The organism is Cellulomonas sp. T2.31MG-18, assembly GCF_964266755.1.
Taxonomy (GTDB): Bacteria; Actinomycetota; Actinomycetes; order Actinomycetales; family Cellulomonadaceae; genus Cellulomonas.
On record NZ_CAXWGW010000003.1, the window covers coordinates 296,329 to 318,144 of the forward strand.

17 protein-coding genes are annotated in these 21,816 nt (G+C 73.9%); 15 read left to right on the forward strand and 2 right to left on the reverse strand.

Annotated features, from left to right (window positions below):
* The first annotated feature begins 152 nt into the window (after positions 1–152).
* From ACFQTY_RS13525 to ACFQTY_RS13545, 5 genes are read left to right on the forward strand one after another with little or no spacing between them, the layout of a single operon-like run.
* Positions 153–1,124: an ABC transporter ATP-binding protein gene (locus ACFQTY_RS13525; protein WP_378101244.1), complete on the forward strand. Its 972-nt coding sequence runs from the start codon at positions 153–155 to the stop codon at positions 1,122–1,124.
* Entirely contained in the window at positions 1,121–1,804 is a 684-nt protein-coding gene (locus ACFQTY_RS13530; protein WP_378101247.1) for an ABC transporter ATP-binding protein, read from the forward strand. Before ACFQTY_RS13525 ends, ACFQTY_RS13530 begins: the two co-directional genes overlap by 4 nt.
* Positions 1,797–5,087, forward strand: a complete 3,291-nt coding sequence (locus tag ACFQTY_RS13535) for an FtsX-like permease family protein (RefSeq protein WP_378101250.1) — start codon at positions 1,797–1,799, stop codon at positions 5,085–5,087. Before ACFQTY_RS13530 ends, ACFQTY_RS13535 begins: the two co-directional genes overlap by 8 nt.
* Complete coding sequence (locus ACFQTY_RS13540; RefSeq protein WP_378101253.1) at positions 5,084–7,819, forward strand: FtsX-like permease family protein; 2,736 nt, start codon at positions 5,084–5,086, stop codon at positions 7,817–7,819. Before ACFQTY_RS13535 ends, ACFQTY_RS13540 begins: the two co-directional genes overlap by 4 nt.
* A gap of 31 nt (positions 7,820–7,850) precedes the next feature.
* Positions 7,851–8,465, forward strand: coding sequence for a histidine phosphatase family protein (locus tag ACFQTY_RS13545; RefSeq protein ID WP_378101256.1), 615 nt, complete (start codon positions 7,851–7,853; stop codon positions 8,463–8,465).
* Positions 8,466–8,467: 2 nt separating this feature from the next.
* Here ACFQTY_RS13545 and ACFQTY_RS13550 read toward each other — a convergent pair whose 3' ends face one another.
* Together ACFQTY_RS13550 and ACFQTY_RS13555 are read right to left on the reverse strand one after the other, a co-directional pair.
* Positions 8,468–9,778 carry an alpha-glucosidase/alpha-galactosidase gene (locus ACFQTY_RS13550; protein WP_378101259.1) on the reverse strand — a complete coding sequence of 437 codons (1,311 nt, stop codon included), beginning with the start codon at positions 9,776–9,778 and terminating at the stop codon, positions 8,468–8,470.
* A gap of 67 nt (positions 9,779–9,845) precedes the next feature.
* Positions 9,846–10,601, reverse strand: a complete 756-nt coding sequence (locus ACFQTY_RS13555; RefSeq protein WP_378101262.1) for a DeoR/GlpR family DNA-binding transcription regulator — start codon at positions 10,599–10,601, stop codon at positions 9,846–9,848.
* 216 nt (positions 10,602–10,817) lie between these two features.
* On the opposite strand from ACFQTY_RS13555, the gene ACFQTY_RS13560 reads away from it, so the two are divergent.
* The 10 genes from ACFQTY_RS13560 to ACFQTY_RS13605 all read left to right on the forward strand — a co-directional run bounded on the left by ACFQTY_RS13560 (position 10,818) and on the right by ACFQTY_RS13605 (position 21,753).
* Complete coding sequence (locus ACFQTY_RS13560) at positions 10,818–12,155, forward strand: ABC transporter substrate-binding protein (RefSeq protein ID WP_378101265.1); 1,338 nt, start codon at positions 10,818–10,820, stop codon at positions 12,153–12,155.
* Positions 12,155–13,138 (forward strand): carbohydrate ABC transporter permease, encoded by a 984-nt coding sequence (locus tag ACFQTY_RS13565; RefSeq protein ID WP_378101268.1) that lies wholly within the window; start codon positions 12,155–12,157, stop codon positions 13,136–13,138. Before ACFQTY_RS13560 ends, ACFQTY_RS13565 begins: the two co-directional genes overlap by 1 nt.
* Positions 13,135–13,971 carry a carbohydrate ABC transporter permease gene (locus tag ACFQTY_RS13570; RefSeq protein WP_378101272.1) on the forward strand — a complete coding sequence of 279 codons (837 nt, stop codon included), beginning with the start codon at positions 13,135–13,137 and terminating at the stop codon, positions 13,969–13,971. The genes ACFQTY_RS13565 and ACFQTY_RS13570 overlap by 4 nt, the downstream gene beginning before the upstream one ends.
* A gap of 124 nt (positions 13,972–14,095) precedes the next feature.
* On the forward strand, positions 14,096–15,394 hold the full coding sequence (locus ACFQTY_RS13575; protein ID WP_378101275.1) for a D-tagatose-bisphosphate aldolase, class II, non-catalytic subunit: 1,299 nt from the start codon (positions 14,096–14,098) through the stop codon (positions 15,392–15,394).
* Positions 15,391–16,584, forward strand: a complete 1,194-nt coding sequence (locus ACFQTY_RS13580; protein ID WP_378101278.1) for an SIS domain-containing protein — start codon at positions 15,391–15,393, stop codon at positions 16,582–16,584. The genes ACFQTY_RS13575 and ACFQTY_RS13580 overlap by 4 nt, the downstream gene beginning before the upstream one ends.
* The gene (locus ACFQTY_RS13585) at positions 16,581–17,603 is read left to right on the forward strand and encodes an N-acetylglucosamine kinase (RefSeq protein ID WP_378101281.1); all 1,023 of its coding nucleotides are present in this window, start codon (positions 16,581–16,583) and stop codon (positions 17,601–17,603) included. The genes ACFQTY_RS13580 and ACFQTY_RS13585 overlap by 4 nt, the downstream gene beginning before the upstream one ends.
* A gap of 151 nt (positions 17,604–17,754) precedes the next feature.
* Positions 17,755–18,243 carry a hypothetical protein gene (locus ACFQTY_RS13590; protein WP_378101284.1) on the forward strand — a complete coding sequence of 163 codons (489 nt, stop codon included), beginning with the start codon at positions 17,755–17,757 and terminating at the stop codon, positions 18,241–18,243.
* On the forward strand, positions 18,240–19,001 hold the full coding sequence (locus ACFQTY_RS13595; protein ID WP_378101287.1) for a gluconate 2-dehydrogenase subunit 3 family protein: 762 nt from the start codon (positions 18,240–18,242) through the stop codon (positions 18,999–19,001). The genes ACFQTY_RS13590 and ACFQTY_RS13595 overlap by 4 nt, the downstream gene beginning before the upstream one ends.
* On the forward strand, positions 18,998–20,671 hold the full coding sequence (locus ACFQTY_RS13600) for a GMC family oxidoreductase (RefSeq protein WP_378101289.1): 1,674 nt from the start codon (positions 18,998–19,000) through the stop codon (positions 20,669–20,671). The genes ACFQTY_RS13595 and ACFQTY_RS13600 overlap by 4 nt, the downstream gene beginning before the upstream one ends.
* A complete protein-coding gene (locus ACFQTY_RS13605; protein ID WP_378101292.1) occupies positions 20,668–21,753 on the forward strand; it encodes an enolase C-terminal domain-like protein in 1,086 nt (361 codons plus the stop codon). Before ACFQTY_RS13600 ends, ACFQTY_RS13605 begins: the two co-directional genes overlap by 4 nt.
* The last annotated feature ends 63 nt before the right edge of the window (positions 21,754–21,816 follow it).

Genomic DNA, 21,816 nt, shown 5'->3' on the forward strand with positions numbered 1-21,816 from the left:
CAGCCGACGGAGCCCCGGAGGGAGCGATCCTCCCGGGGCTCCGTCGTGTCCGCTCCGCAGCGCTCACCCGCCGGGTCGACCGGCGTGGCGCGCCCCGCCGGATAGCCTGGCCTCGCTCGGGCGCCGGTGCCCGCAGCACCAGGGGGAGGCCGGTGTCCGAGAGCACCTTGGAGGGCCTGGGTGCGCGCACGCCGCAGGCGCCCCAGTTCGGCCACGACGCGTTGATCGTGTGCGACACCCTGGTGCGCATCTACCGGAGCGGGCCGGTCGAGGTGCAGGCGCTGCAGGGCCTCGACCTGCTGGTGGACGAGGGTGAGCTGGTCGCGGTGGTCGGCGCCTCCGGTTCCGGCAAGTCGACGCTGCTGCACGTGCTGTCCGGGATCGACCAGCCGACGGCCGGCCGCGTCCGGGTGGGGCCGTGGGACCTGATGGCGATGTCCCGCCGCGACCGGGTCGCGTACCGCCGGACCATGGTCGGGTTCGTGTGGCAGCAGGCCGCCCACAACCTGGTCCCGTACCTGACGGGCGTGCAGAACGTGCTGCTGCCGATGGCCTTCGCCGGCGTGGGCCGTCGGGAGCGCCAGCGGCGGGCCGCCGAGGTGCTCGGCATGGTCGGGGTGCGGCACTGCGCGGACCGGCTGCCGCGGCAGATGTCCGGCGGCGAGCAGCAGCGCGTGGCGATCGCGGTCGCGCTGGCGAACTCGCCGCGCGTGCTGCTTGCCGACGAGCCGACCGGCGAGCTGGACACCGCGACGTCCCAGGAGGTGTTCGAGGCGCTGCGGACCGCCAACCGGGATGCGGGGGCGACGGTGGTGGTGGTGACCCACGACCCGACCGTCAGCGAGCAGGTCGCCCGCACGGTCGCCATCCGGGACGGCCGGACCAGCACCGAGGTGCTGCGGGCGACGGCCGGGCACGACGGTGCCGCCCCGGCCGCCGCGCAGGAGTACGCGGTGATGGACCGGGCGGGACGGGTGCAGGTCCCGCGCGAGTACCGCGAGGCGCTCGCGCTGACGCACCGGGTCCGGCTGGTGCTCGAGGCGGACCACGTCAGCATGTGGCGCGGCGGTGGCTCGGGCGGGCGGCGCGGGTCGGGCTCCGACGGCGACGGGTCGGTGCGGTGACCACCGGGGCTGCCGTCGCGGTGCGCGGCGTTCGTCGGACGTTCGGCGCGGGCCGCTACGCCGTGCACGCGGTGGACGACGTGTCGTTCGACGTGGCGCCCGGTGAGCTGGTGGCGCTGGTCGGCCGTTCCGGGTCGGGCAAGACGACCCTCCTCAACCTGGTCGGCGGGCTCGACACACCCGATTCGGGATCGGTGAGCGTCGGCGGGGTGGAGGTCACGGCGCTCGACGAAGCCGGGCTGGTGCGGTTGCGGCGGGACACCGTCGCGTTCGTCTTCCAGACGTTCGGCCTGATCCCGGTGCTGACCGCGGCCGAGAACGTCGGCGTCCCGCTGCGGCTGCGCGGGCTGCCGGTCGCCGATCGGGAGCGGCGCGTGCAGCTCCTCCTTCAGCTGGTCGGCCTCGCGGACCACGCCGCGCAACGGCCCACCGAGCTGTCGGGCGGGCAGCAGCAGCGCGTGGCGATCGCCCGCGCGCTGGCCGTGTCCCCGCGGCTGCTGATCGCGGACGAGCCGACGGGCCAGCTCGACATCGAGACGGGTCTCTCCGTGATGGCGCTGATCCGGGCCGTGGTCGAGGCGGAGGGCATGACGGCGATCGTCTCGACGCACGACCCGGTGATGATCGCCCTGGCCGACCGGGCCGTGCGACTGGTCGACGGCCGGGTCGTCGATGCGTGAAGGGCCGTCCCGGTACGGTGCGCCGGCCGGACCGGCCGCGGACCTGACGGTGGTCCGGCGGGTGCGGACGCCGTTCCTGCTGCTGCGACGCGCCCGGGCCCAGGCAGGCCTGCTGTCCGCCGTCACGGCGCTGGCCGTGGCCGGGGCGACGCTCGTGGGGCTGTGCTCGCTGCTGCTGACCGCCGCTCAGGAGCAGGCGCTGGAGGCCGCCGTCCGCAGCACCGCTCCCGCCTCCGTCGCCGTCACCGCAGCCGTCACGATGGCGGACGACGCGACGCAGCCGGACGTGGTGGCCGCGGCGGTGGCCCAGGTGTCGGCGACCGCGACGGCGGCGTTCCGTCCGTTCCCCACGAGCACCTCGGTCTGGGCCACGTCCACCCCGCGGTACCTGGCGCCCATGCCGGACGGCGACCTGCGTGCGACCTACCTGCTCGAGGGCGACGACCTGACGGAGCACGCCGTGCTGACCGCCGGCACGTGGCCCGCGCACGGCACCGCGCTCACGCAGGTCGCCCTGCTCGACTCCACCGCGCGGCTGCTCGGCGTCGCGCCGGGCTCGACGGTGGTGCTGGCCGGGGCGCCGCAGCACCTGCGCGAGGCTCCGGCCGACCCGCTGACCGTGCAGGTGGTCGGCACGTTCACGCCGCGGCGCGGGGACCTGACGTGGGACCGGGACCCGCTGGGCGCGACCGGGTACGCACCGCGGGGTGCCAGTCTGCCGACCTACGGTCCGCTCGTGGTCGCGCCCGGCACCCTGGTCGGGCACTCCCCCGTCGCCCGCTTCCACGTGGTGGTGACGCCCGACCTGCACGGCGCGACGGTGACCGGCATCGCCGCGGCTCGCGGCGGTCTCGACGGGCTGCGGACGGCGCTCGAGCAGGACCTCGGTGCCCGGGCCCAGGCTCTGGCGCTGACCGACGACTACCCCGACGTGCTGCGGCGGATGCGCCAGCAGCTGGGGGTCACCGACTCCGAGGTGCTGGTCGCGGCCCTGCTGGCCGCCGCGCTCGGGGCCACCGCCCTCGGTCTGGCGGGGCGGCTCCTGGCCGACCGCCGGGCCGGCGAGACGGTGCTGCTGCGCGCCCGTGGCGCCGCGGGGAGCCAGCTCGCGGCACGGGCGACCGTCGAGGCCCTGGGGTTGGCGGCGGTGGCGGGCGGTGCCGCCGTCCCGCTCTCGGTCACCGCGTACCGGTCGTTGGCGGCGGTCCCCCGGCTGGCGGACGCGGGGCTGTCGGCCGCGACCGGCGTCACGGCGACGCTGGTCGTGACGGCCGTGAGCGCGGCGGTGGCGCTGTGCGGGGTGCTGGTGGTCGGTTCGCTCCGTGCGACGCGACGCCCCGGACGGCGTTCACGGGTGGGCCTGGTGGCGCGGTCCGGTGTGGACGTGATCCTGGTGGGCCTCGCGGTGGTCGGGTACCTGCAGCTGCGCGCGCACGGTGTCGCGAACGGCAGCGCGGTCGACCCCGTGCTGGTGGCGGCCCCGGTGCTGTGCCTGGTGGGCGGAGCCGTCGTGGCCCTGCGGCTGCTGCCGTGGGTGGCCCGGCTCGCCGAGCTGCACGCCTCGCGGTCGCGACGGCTGGTGCTGCCGCTCGCCGGCTGGGAGGTGGCGCGTCGGCACCACTCCACCGCGGGCGCCTTCCTGCTGGTGCTCGCCACCGCGGGTGGGACGTTCGGGTTGACCTTCGCGACGACGTGGGAACGGTCCCAGGCATCTCAGGCCGAGGCCCAGGTCGGCATGCAGCTGCAGGTCGACCCGGGCGACGTCGCCGTCGGCGACGAGGGTCCCGCGCTGGCGGCCGCCACCGGCGGGGTCCCGATGGCGGTGGCCCAGCGGCCCGTCGCCCTCGGCACCCACCTCGGCCTCGACGCCACCGGGGCCGCGCCGCAGCTCGTCGCGACCGACGTCCGACGCGGCTTCGGTGCCGCACCCCCACCGCGCGGCACCACCTGGGACGACGTCACCGCACGCCTCGCGACCGCACGACCCGCAGGACCGCTGCTGCCTGGCGACGCCCCGGCAGCGCTGGAGATCACCGGGACCACGGCCGACGGGACGCCTGTGCTGGTCACACCGTCCCTGGTGGTGCGGGACCGGTGGGGCGGCCAGGCCGTCCGCCCGGGCGCCCAGGTCCCGCTGGACGGGCGGCCGCACCAGGTGGACGTGCCCCTCGGCGGTGCCGGCGGGCTGCCGGCGGCCGACCAGGTCCAGGTGACCGCCCTCGACCTCGCGCTGGCCCTCGGTCCGGGTGCGGCACCGCCGGGAGGCTTCGACCAGACGACGACCTTGACGGTCTCCGTCGTGCTCAGGGGAGCGACGCCCGCAGCCGGCACACCGGCGTCGTGGTTCGGTGCGTCGCCCCCGAACGGCTGGCAGATCACCCGCGGGGCCGAGGTCAGCGAGCACGACGGTGCGGACGGAGCCACGGTCGCCGCCACGGCGTCGGTGTCGCTCACCGGTCTGCTGTACACGAGCGGGAGCCTGCTGCTCGTGGCGGGCGAACCTGCCGAGGAGGTGCCGGCGGTGGTCAGCAGGGCGCTGGCCGACGAGCTCGGCGTGGGTCCGGGCGGCCGACTGTCCCTCATGGTCGACGAGGCCGTGCTCGACGCCCGCGTCGTCGGCGTGGTGCCGTACGTGCCGTCCGCCGTGGGGACCCGCGCGGTGCTCGTGGACCGGACGACCCTCGATCGCGCGCTCCTGGCGCTGCACGATCTCGAACCGCTGACCGACCGGTGGTGGGTCGACGGTGTGCCCGACCCGTCGGCGGCCGCCGCCGCGGTCAGGGCGGCGGGCCTCGGACAGCCCACATCGCGTGACGGTCTCATCGCGCAGCTGCGTGACGGACCGCTGCGGATCGCGTTCGTCGCGGCGATGTGGACCCTGGTGGCCGCCGCGTGCCTGCTCGCCCTGTCCGGGACGGCCGCGCACGTCGCCTCGATGATCGGCGCGCGGAACCTCGAGGTCGCCCGCCTGCTGGGGCTCGGGATGTCCCGGCGAGCCGTCCGCGCCACCTTCCTCGCCCAGCACGCCGCGGTGTGCGTGGTCGCCGTCGGCGCGGGCGCGCTGCTGGGAACCGGGGTGAGCCGCGCGCTCGGCCCGCTGCTCGTGGTCTCCAGCAGCGGCGGTCGTCCGGTGCCGGAGGCCCTGGTCGTCTGGCCGTGGACGTCGCTCGCCGTCCTCGTCGGGCTGCTCGTCATCGGGTCCACCGTGGTGGCGGTACCCGTCGCCCGGGCTGCGGTGCGGCGCGCCAGCGCCACCCATCTGCGGATGGACGTGCAGCCGTGACGCCCGTCGAGGTGTCCCGCGGCAGGCGGGCGCGGCGCATCTGGACGGGAGGCGGCCTCGCCGGTCTGGGACGCCGGGCGGCCCAGGACGCGTGGCCGCTCGCCGTCCTCGCCGTCGTGCTGCTGCTGGCCGTCGTCCTGGCCGACGCCGCCCCTCGTGAGCTCCGGCGCGTGGCGGACCACGCGGTGCAGGTCGCAGTCGCCGCCGAGCCGTCGGCCGGCATGACGGTGACGGCACCGTTCGACCAGCACGTCGTCGAGGCCGTCCGCGACCCCGGCACGGCGGACCAGCTGACCGAGGACGCCGGGCACATCCGCGGCGCGCTCCCGACGCCGCTGGCGAACGTCCTCGGTCCCCCGTCGGCCGAGATCAGCACCACCGAGCTCACGGAGGCGACGCCGGCTGGCCCGGCCCTGCTGCGGCTCGCCTACCTGTGGCGCGACGGGTTCGGCGGTGTCGACTGGGTCGAGGGGCGGGCACCCGGCGCGTCCACCGGCGGTGACATCGCGCAGGGCCAGCCCTGGCCCGTGGAGGTGGGTCTCTCCGCACCCGTGGCGGCCCTGACCGGAGCACATCCCGGTGACCGCCTCACCGCCAGCGCGCCCGACGGTCTGAGCGTCCAGCTCACGGTCAGTGGCGTCTTCCAGCCGCGGGACCCGGGCGACGCGCTGTGGACCCGGATCCCCGGGATCCTGCAGCCCTCCGTGCGGGGGGCGGGTGCGGGACGGACCGTCGCCCTCGGGGCACTCCTCTCGGCGCACTCGGTGCCGGACGTGCGTCTGGCGCTCGATCCGCAGGCCGTGAGCCGCGTCATCGAGCTCCCGGTCCGGCCGCAGGCGCTGCGGTTCGCCGACCTCGGGGCCGTGGCGCGCGCCGTCTCGGCGCTGCAGGCGGCTCCGACCGACCTGGGCCTGGCGGGGCCGCGGCCGACCGTCTGGACGCAGCTCGACCAGGTTGCCCGACGGGTCCAGGCGCGGGTGCTGGCGGCGGGTGCCCAGGCGTCCGTGCTGCTCGTGGGCGTGCTGGCCGCGTCGATCGGGGTGCTGGCCCTCGGCTCGTGGCTGCTGGTCCGTCGCCGTGCCGCCGTCCTTCGCCGGCAGCGTGCCCGCGGCGCCTCCCTCGGCTCGACGGCTCTCGGCCTGGCGCTGGAGCAGGCGGCGCTGTGCGTGCTCGCGGGCTCGACGGGCCTCGTCGTGGGGCGCCTGCTCGTGCCCGGGCCGCCGTCGTGGGCCTGGGTGCTGCCCGTCCTCGTGCTGGCGCTGGCGGCGGCGCCCGTCCTCGGTGTGCTGACCGTCCGTGGTCGACCGTCGCGTCGTGCGGAGATCGAGGACCCGGGCCTGCGCGAGCGCAGCCGCCGGATTCGCGTGCTGGCGGCCCAGACGGCGCTCCTGGTGGTCGCCGTGGCGGCGCTCGTCACGCTGCGCCGGCGCGGGCTGCCCGTCGACCCGACCGGCGCCGACCTCCTGCTCGTCCTGGGACCGGCACTGGGGGCGGTGGCCGCCGGGGTCGTCGGGGCGCGCGTGCTCGTCGCGTTGCACGCGGTCGCGGTCCCGGTCACTGCGCGGCTCCGGCGGGCGGGACCCATGCTGGCGTCGGCCGGCGGCGCCGCGGCCGGCGGTGCGGCGCCCTTCGTGGCGCTCACGCTCTGCACGGCGCTCACCGCGTTCGGCATGGTGGTCGGCGCCACCGTGACGGCCGGCGAGGTCGAGGGCTCATGGGACTCGGTCGGCGCCGACGTTCTGGTCCACACCGACGCGGACCACCCGCTCGACGCGCTGGCGGCGCAGCTCGACGGGGCCGCGGGCGTCCGAGCCGTCGCCGTGGGACGGCTCGAGCAGAACGTGCAGGTGTTCGGCGTCGCCGGCACCGAGTGGGTCGACGTCCTCGCGGTCGACTCGCAGGCGTACAGCCGTCTGCTGGCCGCGACTCCGCTCCCCGAGCCGCAGGCGATGGCGGCCCTCGCCGATGCGACGGGTGGACCCACCGGGCGGGCGCTGCCGGTGCTGGCGGCCGCGCCGCTGCGCGACGGCCATTCGAACCCGTCGTTGCTGTGGAACGGTCAGACGGTCCCGCTGCGTGCCGTCGGACCTGCCCCGGCGCTCAGCTCGGTGCTGGCCGGCGCCGGCCCGCGAGCGAGCCTCGTGGTGGTCGACCGCGCGGCGCTCTCCACCGTCGCCGGCGGGCAGGTCGACGCCGACGTGCTGTGGGCGGTCGGTCCGGGTGCCGAGGCAGCGGTCGCGAGGTCCGGCGTGGATGCCGCGGCGGTCACGGGTCGCGGTGCGTGGCTCGACGAGCGGCGGCACGAGCCGCTGACGGCCGGCCTCCTGCTGCTCCTGCGGGTGGCCGTACCCGTGCTCCTCGGCCTCGCGGCGCTCGTCGTCGTCCTGGCGACGGCGACCGACGCCCCCCGCCGTGACCAGACCCTGGCGGTGCTGCGCGTGCTGGGCCTGGACACCCGACAGGTACGGCGGGTCGCTGTCGGGGAGGCGCTGCCGTGGACGCTGCTGGCCACCGCCGCCGGCCTCGCCACCGGGACCGCGCTCGGCGCGTTCTGCCTCGGACCGCTCGACCTACGCCTCGTCACAGGGCAGAGCGCGGCCCCCGTGCTCGTCGCGCAGGCGTGGGTGCTGGTGCTGCTGCCGGTCCTGGCCGGGGTCGCCGGGGTCGCATCTGCGGTGCAGGTGGGGCGGCGTCGTGCCCTGGGCCAGGTGATGCGGATAGGCGTGGCATGATCCCCGGGTCGACCAGGAGAGGCGAGACCCGATGACCGTCGTGACCCTGGTGCGGCACGGCCGCACCGCGTGGACCGAGTCGACGCGCTACGCCGGTGACACCGACGTGGAGCTCGACGAGGTGGGGCGTGCGCAGGCCACCGCTCTCGGCGAGTGGGCCGCCGGCAGGGGCTTCACGTCCTTGGCGTGCTCGGACCTCGGGCGGGCGGTCGCGACCGCGGCGGCGGTGACCCGGAGCACCGGTCTGGCGGCGGTCGTCGACGCACGGCTGCGGGAGCCGCACTACGGGCTGGCCGAGGGACGGTCGTTGGCGGAGCTGCGCGTGGCCGAGCCCGATGCCCTGGCGGCGTACGACGCCGACCCGGTCGAGCATCCGTGGCCGGCCGCCGAGCCACCGGCGGAGGTCGCCGCGCGCGGGCTCGCGGCCCTCTCCGACGTCGTCGCCCGCGACCCGGACGGTGCGCCTCTGGTGGTGTCTCACAGCAGCCTGGTCCGGCTCGTGCTCTGCACGGCGCTCGGGATCCCGCTGCGGGACTACCGTCGGGCGCTCCCCCGGCTCGACCCCGCGACGGTCACCGAGGTCGAGCTTCGTCCGGACGGGACCGCCGGCCTGCTGCGGTACAACGCCCCGACGGGTGCGCGGTGAGCTCAGGGGTGCACCTGCGCTCGTAGCGCCGGGGCGAGGAGCTCCCCATGGGCCTCCACCATCGTGTTGCACAGGTCCCAGATCTCGCCGACCGTCAGTGTCGCGGACGTGTTGGCGTCCACCATCGCCGCCTGCCGGACCAGCCGGGGGTCACCCTCGACCGCGGCGCGGACCGTGAGCGTGCCGGTGCCGATGTACGCGGCGTTCACGGCCAGGAGCTGCGGGGGCAGCGCCCCCATCGCCTGCGGGTGAACACCTCGCCCGTCGACGACGGCGGGAACCTCCGCGGTGAAGGCCGCCGGCACGCCGTCGATCAGCCCGGCGTTCGGCACGTTGACGACGATGTCCCGCGGCACACCGGTCACGATGCTGTGGATGATCTGCGGCGCGTACTCCTGAGCCTCGTGCTCCCGCGTCCCGATGTCCTCCCCGGCTCGCAGCCTCCGTCGCGTCTCCTCGTACTCCGCGACGTTGTCGCGGGAGATCTGCAGGTAGTCGCCGACCGGGATGCGCAGCCGCTCGACCTCCGCGTCGTGGTGCATGTACCAGGGCAGGTACTCGGCAGAGTGCTCGCTCGACTCGGTCGGGTACCGGCCGAGGTGCCGGTACATGTCGACGCGCACGCGGCGGCGGAGCTCGGGGTCCCCGGCGATCCGCTCGTCGAGCCGCGGGTACAGGTCCTGCCCGTCGTGCTCCCACGTGAGGATCCACGCCTGGTGATTGACCCCTGCGCTGCGGTACGTGACCTCGTCGAACGGCACGCCGACCAGGTCGCTGAGGCCTCGCACCGTCCAGTACACGGAGTGGCACAGGCCGACCGCCTTCAGCCGTGGCGCGACCGCGTGCAGGTACGCGATGTTCATCGCCATCGGGTTGGTGTAGTTGAGGAACCACGCGTCGGGGCACAGCTCGAGGACGTCCTGCGCGATCGCGGCGAGGACGGGGAACGTGCGCAGCGCGCGGAAGATGCCGCCGACGCCGACGGTGTCCCCGATCGTCTGCCGCAGGCCGAAGCGCGCCGGGACCTCGAGGTCGACGACGGTCGCCGGGTATCCCCCCACCTGGATGGAGTTGACCACGAAGTCAGCGCCGGACAGCGCCTCGCGCCGGTCGAGGTGCGCGGTGATGGTCGGGTCGGCGCCGCTGAGCCGGGCGGTCGCGCGGGCGATGCCCTCGGCCGTCTCGAGCCGCTCGGGGTCGATGTCGTGCAGCCGGATCGTCAGGTCCGGCAGGTCGTCGTACGCCAGGAGGTCGGTCAGAAGGTCACGGGTGAAGACGACGCTGCCCGCACCGAGGAACGCGATGGTGGTCACGGGCGCCGACTCTGCCCCAACGTTGCGCATTCACGCAAGAGGTGCGCACAACTGCTCAGATCTGCGCCTACACGGTGTGGATGCGTACACCGCTCTCCGCGAGCTCCCGCAGCTGGTCGCGGTCCGCGCCGGCGTCGGTGACGATGTCGTGCACGCGGGCGAGCGGGACGATCCGTGCGAAGGTCACCCGGCCGATCTTCGAGCTGTCCGCGATCACCACGGTGCGCCGGGCTCGCTCCAGGAAGTTGCGGTCCGTCTGCGCCTCCATCTCGTGGTACGTCGTGCAGCCGTCCTGGGCGGACAGCCCGTCGACGCCGATGAAGGCGATGTCGAGGTGGTAGTTGTCGAGCATCATCTCGGCCGCGGGGCCGACCATCTCGAAAGAGGGTCGCGCGACACCGCCGATCACGACGAGCGTGATCTCCGGTCTGCTCGCCAGCTCCGCCGCGATGTTGATCGCGTTGGTCACCACGGTGATCCCCCTGCGGCCCACGAGCGCGCGGGCGAGCTCGGTGGCCGTCGTGCCGCCGGTCAGACCCACCACGGCACCGTCCTCGACCAGCGCGGCCGCGGCCTGGCCGATGCGGCGCTTCTGGGCCTGGTTGCGCGTCTCCTTGACGCGCACGGACAGCTCCTGGCCGGTGTCGCCGGCCACCGCTCCGCCGTGGGTGCGCACCAGCAGGTGCTGGGCGCTGAGCGACTGCAGGTCGCGGCGGATGGTCGCCCCGGAGACGCCGAGCTGCCCCGCGAGATCCGTCACGTCGACGCTCCCGGTCTCGGCGGCCCGGGCCAGGATGGCGGTGAGTCTGTCGTTCTTGCGCACGGGGACAGGCTAGAACGCGCACCCGATATGCGCAAATGAACGCCGCAGAGTCACCGCGTGCGCAATCTGAGCAGATTCGTTGACCCGACGCGCCACCAGACCTACCGTCTGCGTGAACTGAGCAACGAGCCGCGACCGGAGCGATGCGCGTTGCGCAAGTGATCACCTAGCGCCGGCTCGGCGCGCTGGACCGGACCCAAGGGAGGGCCGAGGACCATGACCACAAGGCGTTCGCGTGCGATCTGGCAGGGAGCCACAGGGCTCACCGCCGTCGCGCTCCTCACGACCGCGTGCAGCAGCGGGAGCGGTGGCACCACGGCCACGGGTGCGTCGACGGCCACCTCGGGTGTGACCATCACCGTCGCCCTTCCGACGGACCCGCCGCCTGCCGCCGACCTGGACCAGTTCACCAAGGACACCGGCATCAAGGTGACGTGGGCGTCCTCCGACTGGGACAGCCTGCAGACCAAGATCTCCGCGGCGGCCACGGCGAACACCTACTTCGCGGACGTCACCAACGTGGACTGGTCGCGCGTCGGTCAGCTCGGGAAGCTCAGCTGGTTCCTGCCGCTCGAGGGCTACCTCGACGCCGGCTCCCTCAAGTCCGACATGCCGCAGCTGGGCTCCTTCACGCTCGGCGGGCACATCGTCGGGGTGCCGTACGACTCCTCGTACATGGTCACGACGGTGAACACCGAGCTGTTCGCCAAGGCGGGCATCACCACGATGCCGACGACCATCGAGCAGTACACGAGCGACCTCCAGCAGATCAAGGACAAGGGGCTCGTCGAGCACCCGCTCAACATCCCGTTCGCCGCGGCCGAGGGGCTGTCGACCTACTGGTACGAGACGACGCACGCCTTCGGCGGGACCGTGCTCGACGCCAAGGGCAAGCCGCAGTTCACCGATGCGGGCTCACCGGGCTACAAGGCGGCGCAGTGGATGGTCGACGCACTCAAGAACGGTCTGGTGCCGCCCGGCAACATCAACGTCAACGACAGCCAGGGCGAGCAGACGCTGATGGCGCAGGGCCAGGCGGCCAGCACGCTGTCCGACTACTCCGGCCTGATCAACAGCCTCTACAACGTCACCGACAGCTCGAAGGTGGTCAACAAGATCCAGTACCTGGCCACGCCCGGCGCGAGCGGGCCGACCACGAACCTGTCGAACCCGGACGGCATGGGGATCCCCAAGCAGGCCAAGTACCCGCAGGCCGCGGCGAAGTTCATCGAGTGGTTCGTCAGCGCCTCGACGCAGGAGGACTTCTCGGGCCTCAACGGCCAGGACAAGGTCTGGGGCTCGTCGTTCGTCCCGTCACGTCTGAGCGTGGTGGAGAAGCTGGCGCAGTCGGGAAGCCTGGCCGACGGTGAGCACCTCGCCGCGATGCTCAAGACGGCCTCGCCGGTGTTCCCGGACGGCGCCCCGACGTGGTACCCGACGTTCTCCAACGCGGTCTACACCAACCTGCACGCGGCCGCGACGGGATCGATGAGCGTGGCGGACGCCATCGCGGCGATCGCCGCGGTCGCCGACCAGCAAGCGGGCAATTCGTGATGTCGTCCCCACGGAGCTCGGCGCAGCCGGCACCGTGGGCGCACACCGCGACGCAGGACGACGTGGTGCGGGCCGGCCGGAAGGACCGGACGGCCCGCACCACCCGGGCGCCGCGCAGACGCCTCGACCCACTGCCCTACGTGCTCATCGCCCCGGTGGCCGTCTTCATCGTGGGTCTGGCCCTGGTGCCGGCTCTGTTCACGATCGTGCAGTCGTTCTTCACCGTCGACGCGCTCGACCCACCGGCACGGTTCGCCGGCCTGAAGAACTTCGTCGACCTGCTGCACAACCACGCCGTGACGAACAGCGCGGCCAACACCGCGCTCTACGTGCTCGTCGGCGTCACGTTGTCCACGGTGCTCGGCGTCGCCATGGCGGTCCTGCTCCAGCACCGCTTCCGCGGGCGCGGCGTCGTCATCGCGATCCTGATCCTGCCGTGGGCGCTCCCGGGCGTCGTCGAGGGCATCCTCTGGTCGGGCATCTTCGACCCGAACGCGGGCCTGATCAACAGCCTGGTCGCGACGTTCCACCTCGGTCCTGGCAACGGCGTGCTGCTCGGCCACGACCGCCTGCTGACGGTCGGCCTGATCGCCCTGGTGCAGGTGTGGCAGATGACGCCGCTGTCGACGCTGCTGATCTTCGCGGCGCTCCAGCTGATCCCGGGCGAGCTGTACGAGGCCGCCGTGGTCGACGGTGCGAACCAGTGGCGCCGCTTCACCTCCATCACCCTGCCCCTCGCACGTCCCGGCATCGCGGTCGCGATGGTGCAGGCGCTCATCGCGACGCTGAACGTCTTCGACCAGCCCTACGTGCTCAACGGTGCCGCGTCCACGGGCGCCTCCGTGACCATGGAGACCTACTTCGTGAGCTTCCAGAACCTCAACTTCGGGCAGGGCTACGCGCTCTCGCTGGTGCTGGCCGTGGTGACGGTGGTGCTGTCGCTGCTCGTCGTCCGCCTCGTCTACCGGAGGGTCGAGCTGTGAGCCCGCGCCGCCATCCGCTGCGGGCCACGGGCCTGGTGCTCGTCGTGCTCTGGTCGGTCGTCCCCATCTACTGGGCCCTGAAGTCGAGCCTGCAGACGGAGAGCGCCGCGCGGTCCCGACCGGCGCAGTACGTGCCGCTGCACCCGACCCTCGACAACTTCCGGGCGCTGCTGACCGGGCACGGCAGCGTGGCCGACGGCATCCGCCGGTCGCTGGTCAACATCGTCGTCGAGTGCGCCGCCGCGACGGTCGTCACCGTGGTGCTCGCCGCGCTGGCCGCCTACGCCTTCGCCCGGTTCCGCTTCCGCGGGCACACCGTGCTCTTCTACACGGTCCTGGCGACGATGGCGTTCCCGCCGTACACGACGCTGATCCCGCTCTACCGGATCATGAGCGCGTTCGGCCTGGTCAACACCTACACCGGGATCGTCCTGGTGTACGTGTCGGGCTTCCTGCCACTGGCCGTGTGGGTGCTGCACAACTACTTCGCGAGCATCCCGACGAGCATCGAGGAAGCGGGCCTGATCGACGGGGCCGGCCGCCTGCAGGTGTTCTGGCACCTCGTCCTGCCGCTCGCGGTGCCGGGTGTCATCTCGATCGCCCTGATCACCTTCCTGTTCGGCTGGGCGCAGTTCCTCTTCCCCCTCGTCCTCTCGACCGACCTGTCCACGCAGCCGCTGACGGTCCTGATCGCGGCTCTGCAGGGCCGGCACGTCGTGCCCTCCACGCTGATGAGCGCGGCCGGGATCCTCGCGATCGCGGTGCCTGCCGTCATCGCGCTCGCCTTCAACCGCTACATCGTCAACGGGCTCCTCGCGGGGAGCACCAAGTGACCCCGTGCCGGCGCCCTACCGCCGCCCGGGCCGCGCGGCGTCGGGGCGCGTGGCGCCTGGACGCGCCTCACAGGTCCCCGCAGACCCACATCCCAGCTTCGACCCACCACGAAGGAGATCCGGCATGAGCGACGCGCTGGACGAGATCCTGGACCGGCACCTCGGCGGCCTCAGCGTCGGCGTGACCTCGGTGTGCTCCGCGAACCCTCTGGTGCTCCGGGCGGCCTGCGAGCAGGCAGCCGCGGACGGCGGGGTGCTCCTGGTCGAGGCGACGAGCAACCAGGTCGACCAGTTCGGCGGCTACACCGGCATGCGGCCGGCCGACTTCCGCGACCTCGTGCACGAGATCGCCGACCGCGCCGGACTGCCCCGGGAGCGCGTCGTCCTCGGCGGCGACCACCTGGGTCCCAACGTGTGGCGCACCTCTCCGGCGGAGCGGGCGATGAGCCTGGCCGACGACCTCGTCCGGGCCTACGTCGAGGCGGGCTACACCAAGATCCACCTGGACTGCAGCATGGCCTGCGCCGACGACCGGCTGCCGCTGACCGACGAGCTGGTCGCGCACCGTGCCGCCCGGCTGGCAGCGGTGGCCGAGGAGACCGCGCGGCGGGTGTTCGGGGCGAGCACCCTCCGGTACGTGGTCGGCACCGAGGTGCCCGTCCCGGGCGGGGCCCACGAGGAGATCGCCGGTCTGACCCCCACTCCCCCGGAGCGTGCCGAGGCCACCCTCGAGGCGCATCGGCTCGCGTTCACCGAGGCGGGCCTCGCCGAGGCGTGGGACCGGGTGGTCGCGCTCGTCGTGCAGCCGGGGGTCGAGTTCGACGCGGTGCAGGTCGTCGACTACGACCGCGACCGCGCCCGCCGCCTCAGCCGCATGATCGAGGGCGAGAGGCTCGTGTTCGAGGCGCACTCGACCGACTACCAGACCGCGGAGAGCCTCACGGCGCTGGTCCAGGACCACTGGGCGGTGCTCAAGGTGGGCCCCGGCCTGACGTTCGCGCTGCGCGAGGCCCTGTTCGCGCTCGCCGCCATCGAGGCAGAGATCGTGCCCGCGCACGAGCGCTCCGGCCTGGCCGACGTGGTCGACGAGGTCATGCTCGAGCAGCCCCGCTGGTGGAAGGGCTACTACGAGGGCGACGCGGAGGCCCAGCGGGTCGCCCGGCGGTACAGCTACAGCGACCGCGTCCGCTACTACTGGCCCGACTCGCGCGTGTCGTCCGCCGTCGACCGGCTGTTCCAGAACCTGCGCGACCACCCGGTGCCGTTGCCGGTGCTCAGCGCCCACCTGCCCGCCCAGTACGCGCGGGTCCGGGTGCAGCAGCTGTCGGCAGACCCGGTGGCGCTCGCCCTCGACCATGTTCGCGACGTGCTTCGCGCCTACTCACATGCCTGCACCACGGAACCAGCGAGGAGCCTGTCGTGACCGCATCCCCGAGCACCACCGAGAAGGGCGGCAGCTCGCTGACGCACCCGAGGCCCGCCGGGCTGGAGGACGCCCGGGCCGGCGCGACCGGCAGGGAGATCGCCCAGCAGCCGGACGTGTGGCGACAGGTCGCCGTCGACACGCGGCAGCGCCGGGAGACGGTCGACGCCTTCCTGTCCCCGCTGCTGGCACGCGACGACCTGCGGATCGTCCTGACGGGCGCGGGCACCTCGGCCTTCGTCGGAGAGCTGCTCGCACCGGCCCTCACCCGGGAGCTGCACCGCCGGGTCGAGGCGGTCGCGACCACCGACATCGTGTCCAACCCGGCGGAGGCGTTCGCCGAGGACGTGCCCACGCTGCTGGTGTCCTTCGCACGCTCGGGCGACAGCCCGGAGAGCGTCGCCGCGACGGTCCTCGCCGACCGCGTGCTCACGTCGGTGCACCACCTGATCGTCACCTGCAACGACAGCGGCGAGCTCGCGCGCGTGCACGGGTCCGCGCACAGGTCCCTGGTCCTGCTGATGCCGCCGCAGACCCACGACGAGGGCTTCGCCATGACGTCGAGCTTCACCTCGATGGCTCTGGCGACCTGGCTGGCGCTGGTTCCGGAGGCTCGTGGGCTCGACGTCGTGGACCGCGTCGCGGACGCCGGTGCTGCCGTGCTGCGGGACCGCGGCCACGCCGTGGCCGAGCTCGCCGCGCGTGGCTACGGGCGGGTGGTCTACCTGGGCAGCGGTCCCCTGACCGGGCTCGCGAGGGAGTCGGCCCTCAAGGTGCTCGAGCTCACGGCTGGTGCGGTGGTCAGCTACTTCGACTCGTCCCTCGGCTTCCGCCACGGCCCCAAGTCCGTGATCGACGGCGGGAGCCTGGCGGTGGTCTACCTGTCGAACGACCCGTACACGCGGCAGTACGACGAGGACATCGCGATCGAGCTCAGGCAGCAGATGTCCCCGGAGAACGTCGTCGTGCTGCAGGCGGCGCCCAGCGACCGCGTGACCGACACCTGGACCGTGCCGGCTCTCGACGAGGCCCCGGACGTGCTGGTAGCACTGCCCTACGTGCTGGTCGCCCAGCTGTTCGCCCTGGACTCGTCGTTGGCGCTCGGGCTCGTCCCGGACTCACCGTCGCCGTCCGGCCAGGTGAACCGGGTGGTCAAGGGCGTGACGGTGCACCCCTACGACGGTCGGTGAGCGTGTTCCTCGGGATCGACAGCGGTGGGACCAAGACGGCACTCGTCCTGGTGACGTCCGAGGGCCGCGTGGCGGCCCGGACTCAGGCGCCGAGCTGCTACTACCTGGGCTCGGCGGAAGGACCGGCCCTCGTCGAGCGGGTCCTGCGCGACGCGGTGGCGCAGATCTGCCGGTCGGCGCGCACCGACCCCGGCGAGATCGCGTTCGCCTTCGTCGCCCTGCCCGCGTACGGCGAGGTCAGCCGTGACGTGCCCGCCCTGGACGCCGCGCCGCGCGCGGCACTCGGCCACGACCGCTACGCCTGCGGCAACGACATGGTGGCGGGATGGGCGGGGTCGCTCGGCGGGGCCGACGGGATCAACGTCGTCAGCGGGACAGGGTCCATCTGCTACGGCGAGCGCGGCGGTCGACGGGTCCGTGTGGGCGGCTGGGGCGAGCTGTTCGGCGACGAGGGATCCGGTCACTGGATCGCCGTCCGGGGGCTGGGCGTGTTCTCGCAGATGAGCGACGGCAGGCTGCCCGCAGGTCCCCTGGCGACGCTCGTGCGGGAACGGCTCTCGCTGGAGTCGGACCTCGACGCGATCGACGTCACCATCGGGCAGTGGCACGGTGACCGGCGTCGCGTCGCCGCCCTCTCGCGGGTCGTCGGGGACGCGGCCGCCCAGGGAGACCGGGAGGCGGCACGGATCCTGCGGGAGGCGGCGAGCGAGCTGGCCGCGCTGGTGCACGCCGCGCGGCGGCACCTCGAGTTCGCCGACGACGAGCCCGTGCCCGTGTCGTGCTCCGGCGGCGTGCTCACGTCGGACGTGGTGCAGGAGGAGTTCGTCCGGCAGCTTCGGGGCAGCGCAGCCCGGTACGACGTGCGCGAGCCGCTCTACCCGCCGGACGTCGGTGCGGCCCTGTACGCGGCTCGCCTCACCGGCACCCCGCTCGCACCGGCCGCCCTCGACCGGCTCCGCGCCGAGGTGCCGGGTCGGGTCGCAGCGGCGCGGACGACGGAGCCCGCGAGCACCCGCTGACGTCGCGGTGCTGCCGTGGCCGCCGTTCGCGTCCGGCGGCGCTCCACCCGGACCTTCGCGGCCGGGGCCGCCGGCTGCCCGCCGAGTTGCAGGACATTTGCCATCGACCAACGATGAACGGGTTCCCGGCCGCCCGATCGGAGGTCCCAGGATGGTCCGCAGCAGCACGCACCGACGCGGGGGCGCCGCCCCGGCGGGCGCCGCCGAGCACCTCCTCGACCGGATGCTGGCGGACGTCCGCACCGGTCGGTTCGAGCAGACGCTGGCCGCGCTGACGGCGGCCGGCGCGGCGATCACTGCGGCGGAGATCTACACCGAGCACGACTCGGCGAGCTTCGGCAACAAGATGATGTGGTGGCCGGTGGTGATCCTGCCCGCCGCGATCCCGGCCGCCATCGCCGGCGTGTTCTCCAAGCGCGCGGCCAAGACGGTGCTCCCCCTGGCGTCGGCGGCGATCGTGGTCAACGGCCTGCAGGGCACCTACCTGCACTGGCGGGGCATCGCGCAGAAGCCCGGCGGCTGGCAGATGGCGTCCTACAACGTGGAGATGGGGCCCCCGCTGTTCGCGCCTCTGCTCGCCAGCCTGGTCGGCGGCATGGGGCTGCTCGCCGCGATCCTGCGGCGCGAGGACCGCGCGTGACGGGGCCGTACCGCGCACCCGACCAGCACGGGCTGACGCCACAGGGCCGGGGCCGGTTCCCGGGCTTCGACGTGCTCGACGAGGTGCACCGGTGGGACATGGTGACCGCGGGGGTCGTGCTGGCTCGGCTGGCGCCACCGGTGGAGCTGTCCTTCTTCTCCCCGGCGGAGAACGCCTGCGCCGTCGCACTGATGGACCTCCTCCTGGGCCAGGACTCCGAGCCGCGGGTCCCGGTGGTCGCGCTGATCGACGCACGCCTCGCCGCCGACGAGACCGACGGCTGGCACTACGACGACATGCCGCAGGACCGCGACGCCTGGCGGCGCAGCCTGGCGGCGCTCGACCAGGACGCGGACGACGTGGCGGGCCGGCCCTTCGCCGAGCTGGAGCGCGAGGACCAGGCGGCCCTGCTGCAGCAGGTGCAGCAGCTCGGCGCGGACGGTTCGCCGTGGCGGGGCCTGCGTGCCGAGCACGTGTGGAGCCTGTGGACCCGGTACGGCTGCACCGCCTTCTACTCGCACCCGTGGGCCTGGAACGAGATGGGCTTCCCCGGGCCGGCCTACCCGCGCGGCTACAAGAACCGCGGGGTCGACGCTCGGGAGCCGTTCGAGGTGGCCGACAGCTTCGACCGCGACCCCGTGCCCTTCGCCGAGCGCGTCGAGCGCGCCCGGGCCCGGCACGCCGGGCTGGTGCGCCGGCGGCTCGGTCACGACGAACGGCCCGGGGACCACGAGCCGGGCGACGGGTCAGCGGCGTGAGGGGACCGGACTACGCGGGCATCCGGGCGCGCAACGACTCGGCGTGGCTGCTGCCGAACGACGGCGACCGCGCGCAGCACCGGCTGCGGGACGACATGCGGCGGTACGACGAGGACGACGAGGTGGACCTCGTCGTGATCGGTGCGGGCGCCGGCGGCTCCGTGCTGACGCAGCGCCTGGCCCGGGCGGGCTGGAAGGTCGTGTGCCTCGACGCCGGACCGTTCTGGGACCCCGACCGCGACTGGGTCAGCGACGAGCGCGGCTCGCACCGGCTGTACTGGACGGAGCCCCGGCAGATCGGCGGGACCGACCCGGTACCGCTCGGCAGCAACAACTCCGGGCGCGGTGTCGGCGGCTCGATGGTGCACTTCGCCGGCTACGTGCCGCGGTTCCACCCGTCGGACTTCCGGACCAGGACCGCCGACGGCGTCGGCGCCGACTGGCCCATCGCCTACACCGACCTGCGCCCCTACTACGAGCAGATCGAGCAGGAGCTGCCGGTCGCCGGCCAGCCCTGGCCGTGGGGCGACCCGCACGAGTACCCGCACCACGCGCACCCGGTGGGCGGGAACGGCGACGTGTTCCTGCGGGGTGCCGCGGCCGCGGGCATCGAGGCTCGGGTCGGACCCGTCGCCATCACCAACGGGCGGTTCGGCAACCGACCGCACTGCATCTACCGCGGCTTCTGCCTGCAGGGCTGCAAGGTCGACGCGAAGGCGAGCCCGCTGATCACGCACGTGCCGGACGCCCTCGCGCACGGCGCCGAGATCCGGGCCCGGTGCCACGTGTCGAAGATCCTGGTCGACGACGCCACGGGCCTGGCGACGGGCGTCACCTACCTGCACGACGGGCTGGAGCACCGGCAGCGCGCCCGGGCGGTGGCCGTCGCCGGGTACAGCATCGAGACGCCGCGCCTGCTGCTGCTCTCCGCGAGCCGGCGGTTCCCCGACGGGCTGTGCAACGACCACGACCAGGTGGGCCGGTACCTGATGGTGCAGGGCGCGCCGCAGACCGCGGGCCGGTTCGACTCCGAGGTCCGCATGTACAAGGCACCGCCGCCGGAGGTCTCGAGCGAGGCCTTCTACGAGACCGATCCGACGAAGCCCTACAAGCGCGGGTGGTCGATCCAGACGGTCAGCCCGTTGCCGATCACCTGGTCCGAGCACGTCACGGCGCAGGGCCACTGGGGCGAGGTGCTGCGCGAGTACATGCGCGACTACATCCACTGGTCGACCCTGGGTGCACTGTGCGAGTTCCTCCCGCAGCCGGACAACCGGGTCACCCTGGCCGACGAGAAGGACCGGCACGGGCTGCCGGTCGCGCACTTCTCCTACAGCAGGTGCGACAACGACCGGCAGCTGATGGCGGCCGCGCAGGCGTCCATGGAGACGATCCTGCGGGCCGCCGGCGCGCAGGAGGTGATGACCGTCCAGCGGTACGCCCACCTGGTCGGCGGCGCCCGGATGGCCCGTCGGCCCCAGGACGGTGTGGTCGATGCCGACCTGCGCAGCTTCGCGGTGCCCAACCTCTACGTCACCGACGGCAGCGTGCTGCCGACGCAGGGGTCCGCCAACCCGGCGCTGACGATCATGTCGCTGGCCGCACGCGCGGCCGACCGGATGATCGCCGCGGCCCGCACGGGTCTGGTCGACGCGGAGCGGCCCCGATGACGGCGCGGATCGAGGACGTGCGCGTCGCGGCCTACCGGTTCCCGACCCCGACGCCGGAGGCCGACGGCACGTTCACCTGGGACGCCACCACGGCGGTGACGGTCCAGGTGACGGCGGACGGTCGCACCGGCCTCGGCTGGACGTACAGCTCCCCCGCCGCCGCCGCGCTGGTGGAGACCGAGCTGGCGGACGTGGTGCGGGGCCGGGACGCGCTGGACGTCCCCGGCGCCTGGGAGGCGATGCACCGTGCCGGCCGCAACCTCGGAACCCGCGGGCTGTTCGCCCAGGCCCAGAGCGCGGTGGACATCGCCCTGTGGGACCTCAAGGCCCGCCTGGTCGACGTGCCGCTCGCCGACCTGTTCGGTCGGGTGCGCGACCGGGTGCCGGTGTACGGCTCGGGGGGCTTCACCACGTTCGACGCCGACCAGCTCGCCGAGCAGGTCGGCTGGTGGCGGTCCGTGGGTTGCCGGGCGATGAAGATCAAGATCGGCGAGTCCTGGGGGCAGCGGCGCGACCGGGACCTGGACCGGGTGCGGCAGCTGCGTGACCTGGCCGGCGACGACGTCACGCTGATGGTCGACGCGAACGGCGGCTACTCCCCCGGCGAGGCGCGCCGGGTCGGCCTCGAGCTGGACGACCTCGGGGTGACGTGGTTCGAGGAACCGGTGACCAGCGACGACCTCCAGGGGCTCGCACTGCTGCGCGGGGTGCTCGGGTGCGACATCGCCGCGGGCGAGTACCTCATGGACGTCTACGACGCCGCGCGCATGGTGCCCTCGGTGGACTGCCTGCAGCTCGACGTCACCCGGTGCGGTGGCTACACCGGCTGGCTCCGCTGTGCCGGGGTGGCCGCGGCCGCCGGCCTCCAGGTGTCCGGGCACTGCGCGCCGTCCCTGCACGCACCGGTGGCGGCCGCGCTGCCGGCGCTGCGTCACCTCGAGTGGTTCGCCGACCACGCGCGGCTGGAGCCGTTGCTCGTCGACGGCGCGCCTCCGGTGGAGGACGGCGCCTTGGTGGTCGGCACCGGCCCGGGGCACGGGATGACGCTCCGCGAGGCAGCCGCGGAGTGGCGTGTCGGGTGACAGCCGGAGCGCCGACCTCTGATCGCCGGCCGGCCGCCCGTTTCGGCTACCAGCCGCAGCGGC

What these genes read in the sequence shown, in the direction of transcription:
- ACFQTY_RS13565 (WP_378101268.1), top strand. Translation starts at nt 12,155, where the DNA reads ATGTCGTCCCCACGGAGCTCGGCGCAGCCGGCACCGTGGGCGCACACC.
- ACFQTY_RS13545 (WP_378101256.1), top strand. Translation starts at nt 7,851, where the DNA reads ATGACCGTCGTGACCCTGGTGCGGCACGGCCGCACCGCGTGGACCGAG.
- ACFQTY_RS13535 (WP_378101250.1), top strand. Translation starts at nt 1,797, where the DNA reads ATGCGTGAAGGGCCGTCCCGGTACGGTGCGCCGGCCGGACCGGCCGCG.
- ACFQTY_RS13560 (WP_378101265.1), top strand. Translation starts at nt 10,818, where the DNA reads ATGACCACAAGGCGTTCGCGTGCGATCTGGCAGGGAGCCACAGGGCTC.
- ACFQTY_RS13605 (WP_378101292.1), top strand. Translation starts at nt 20,668, where the DNA reads ATGACGGCGCGGATCGAGGACGTGCGCGTCGCGGCCTACCGGTTCCCG.
- ACFQTY_RS13575 (WP_378101275.1), top strand. Translation starts at nt 14,096, where the DNA reads ATGAGCGACGCGCTGGACGAGATCCTGGACCGGCACCTCGGCGGCCTC.
- ACFQTY_RS13590 (WP_378101284.1), top strand. Translation starts at nt 17,755, where the DNA reads ATGGTCCGCAGCAGCACGCACCGACGCGGGGGCGCCGCCCCGGCGGGC.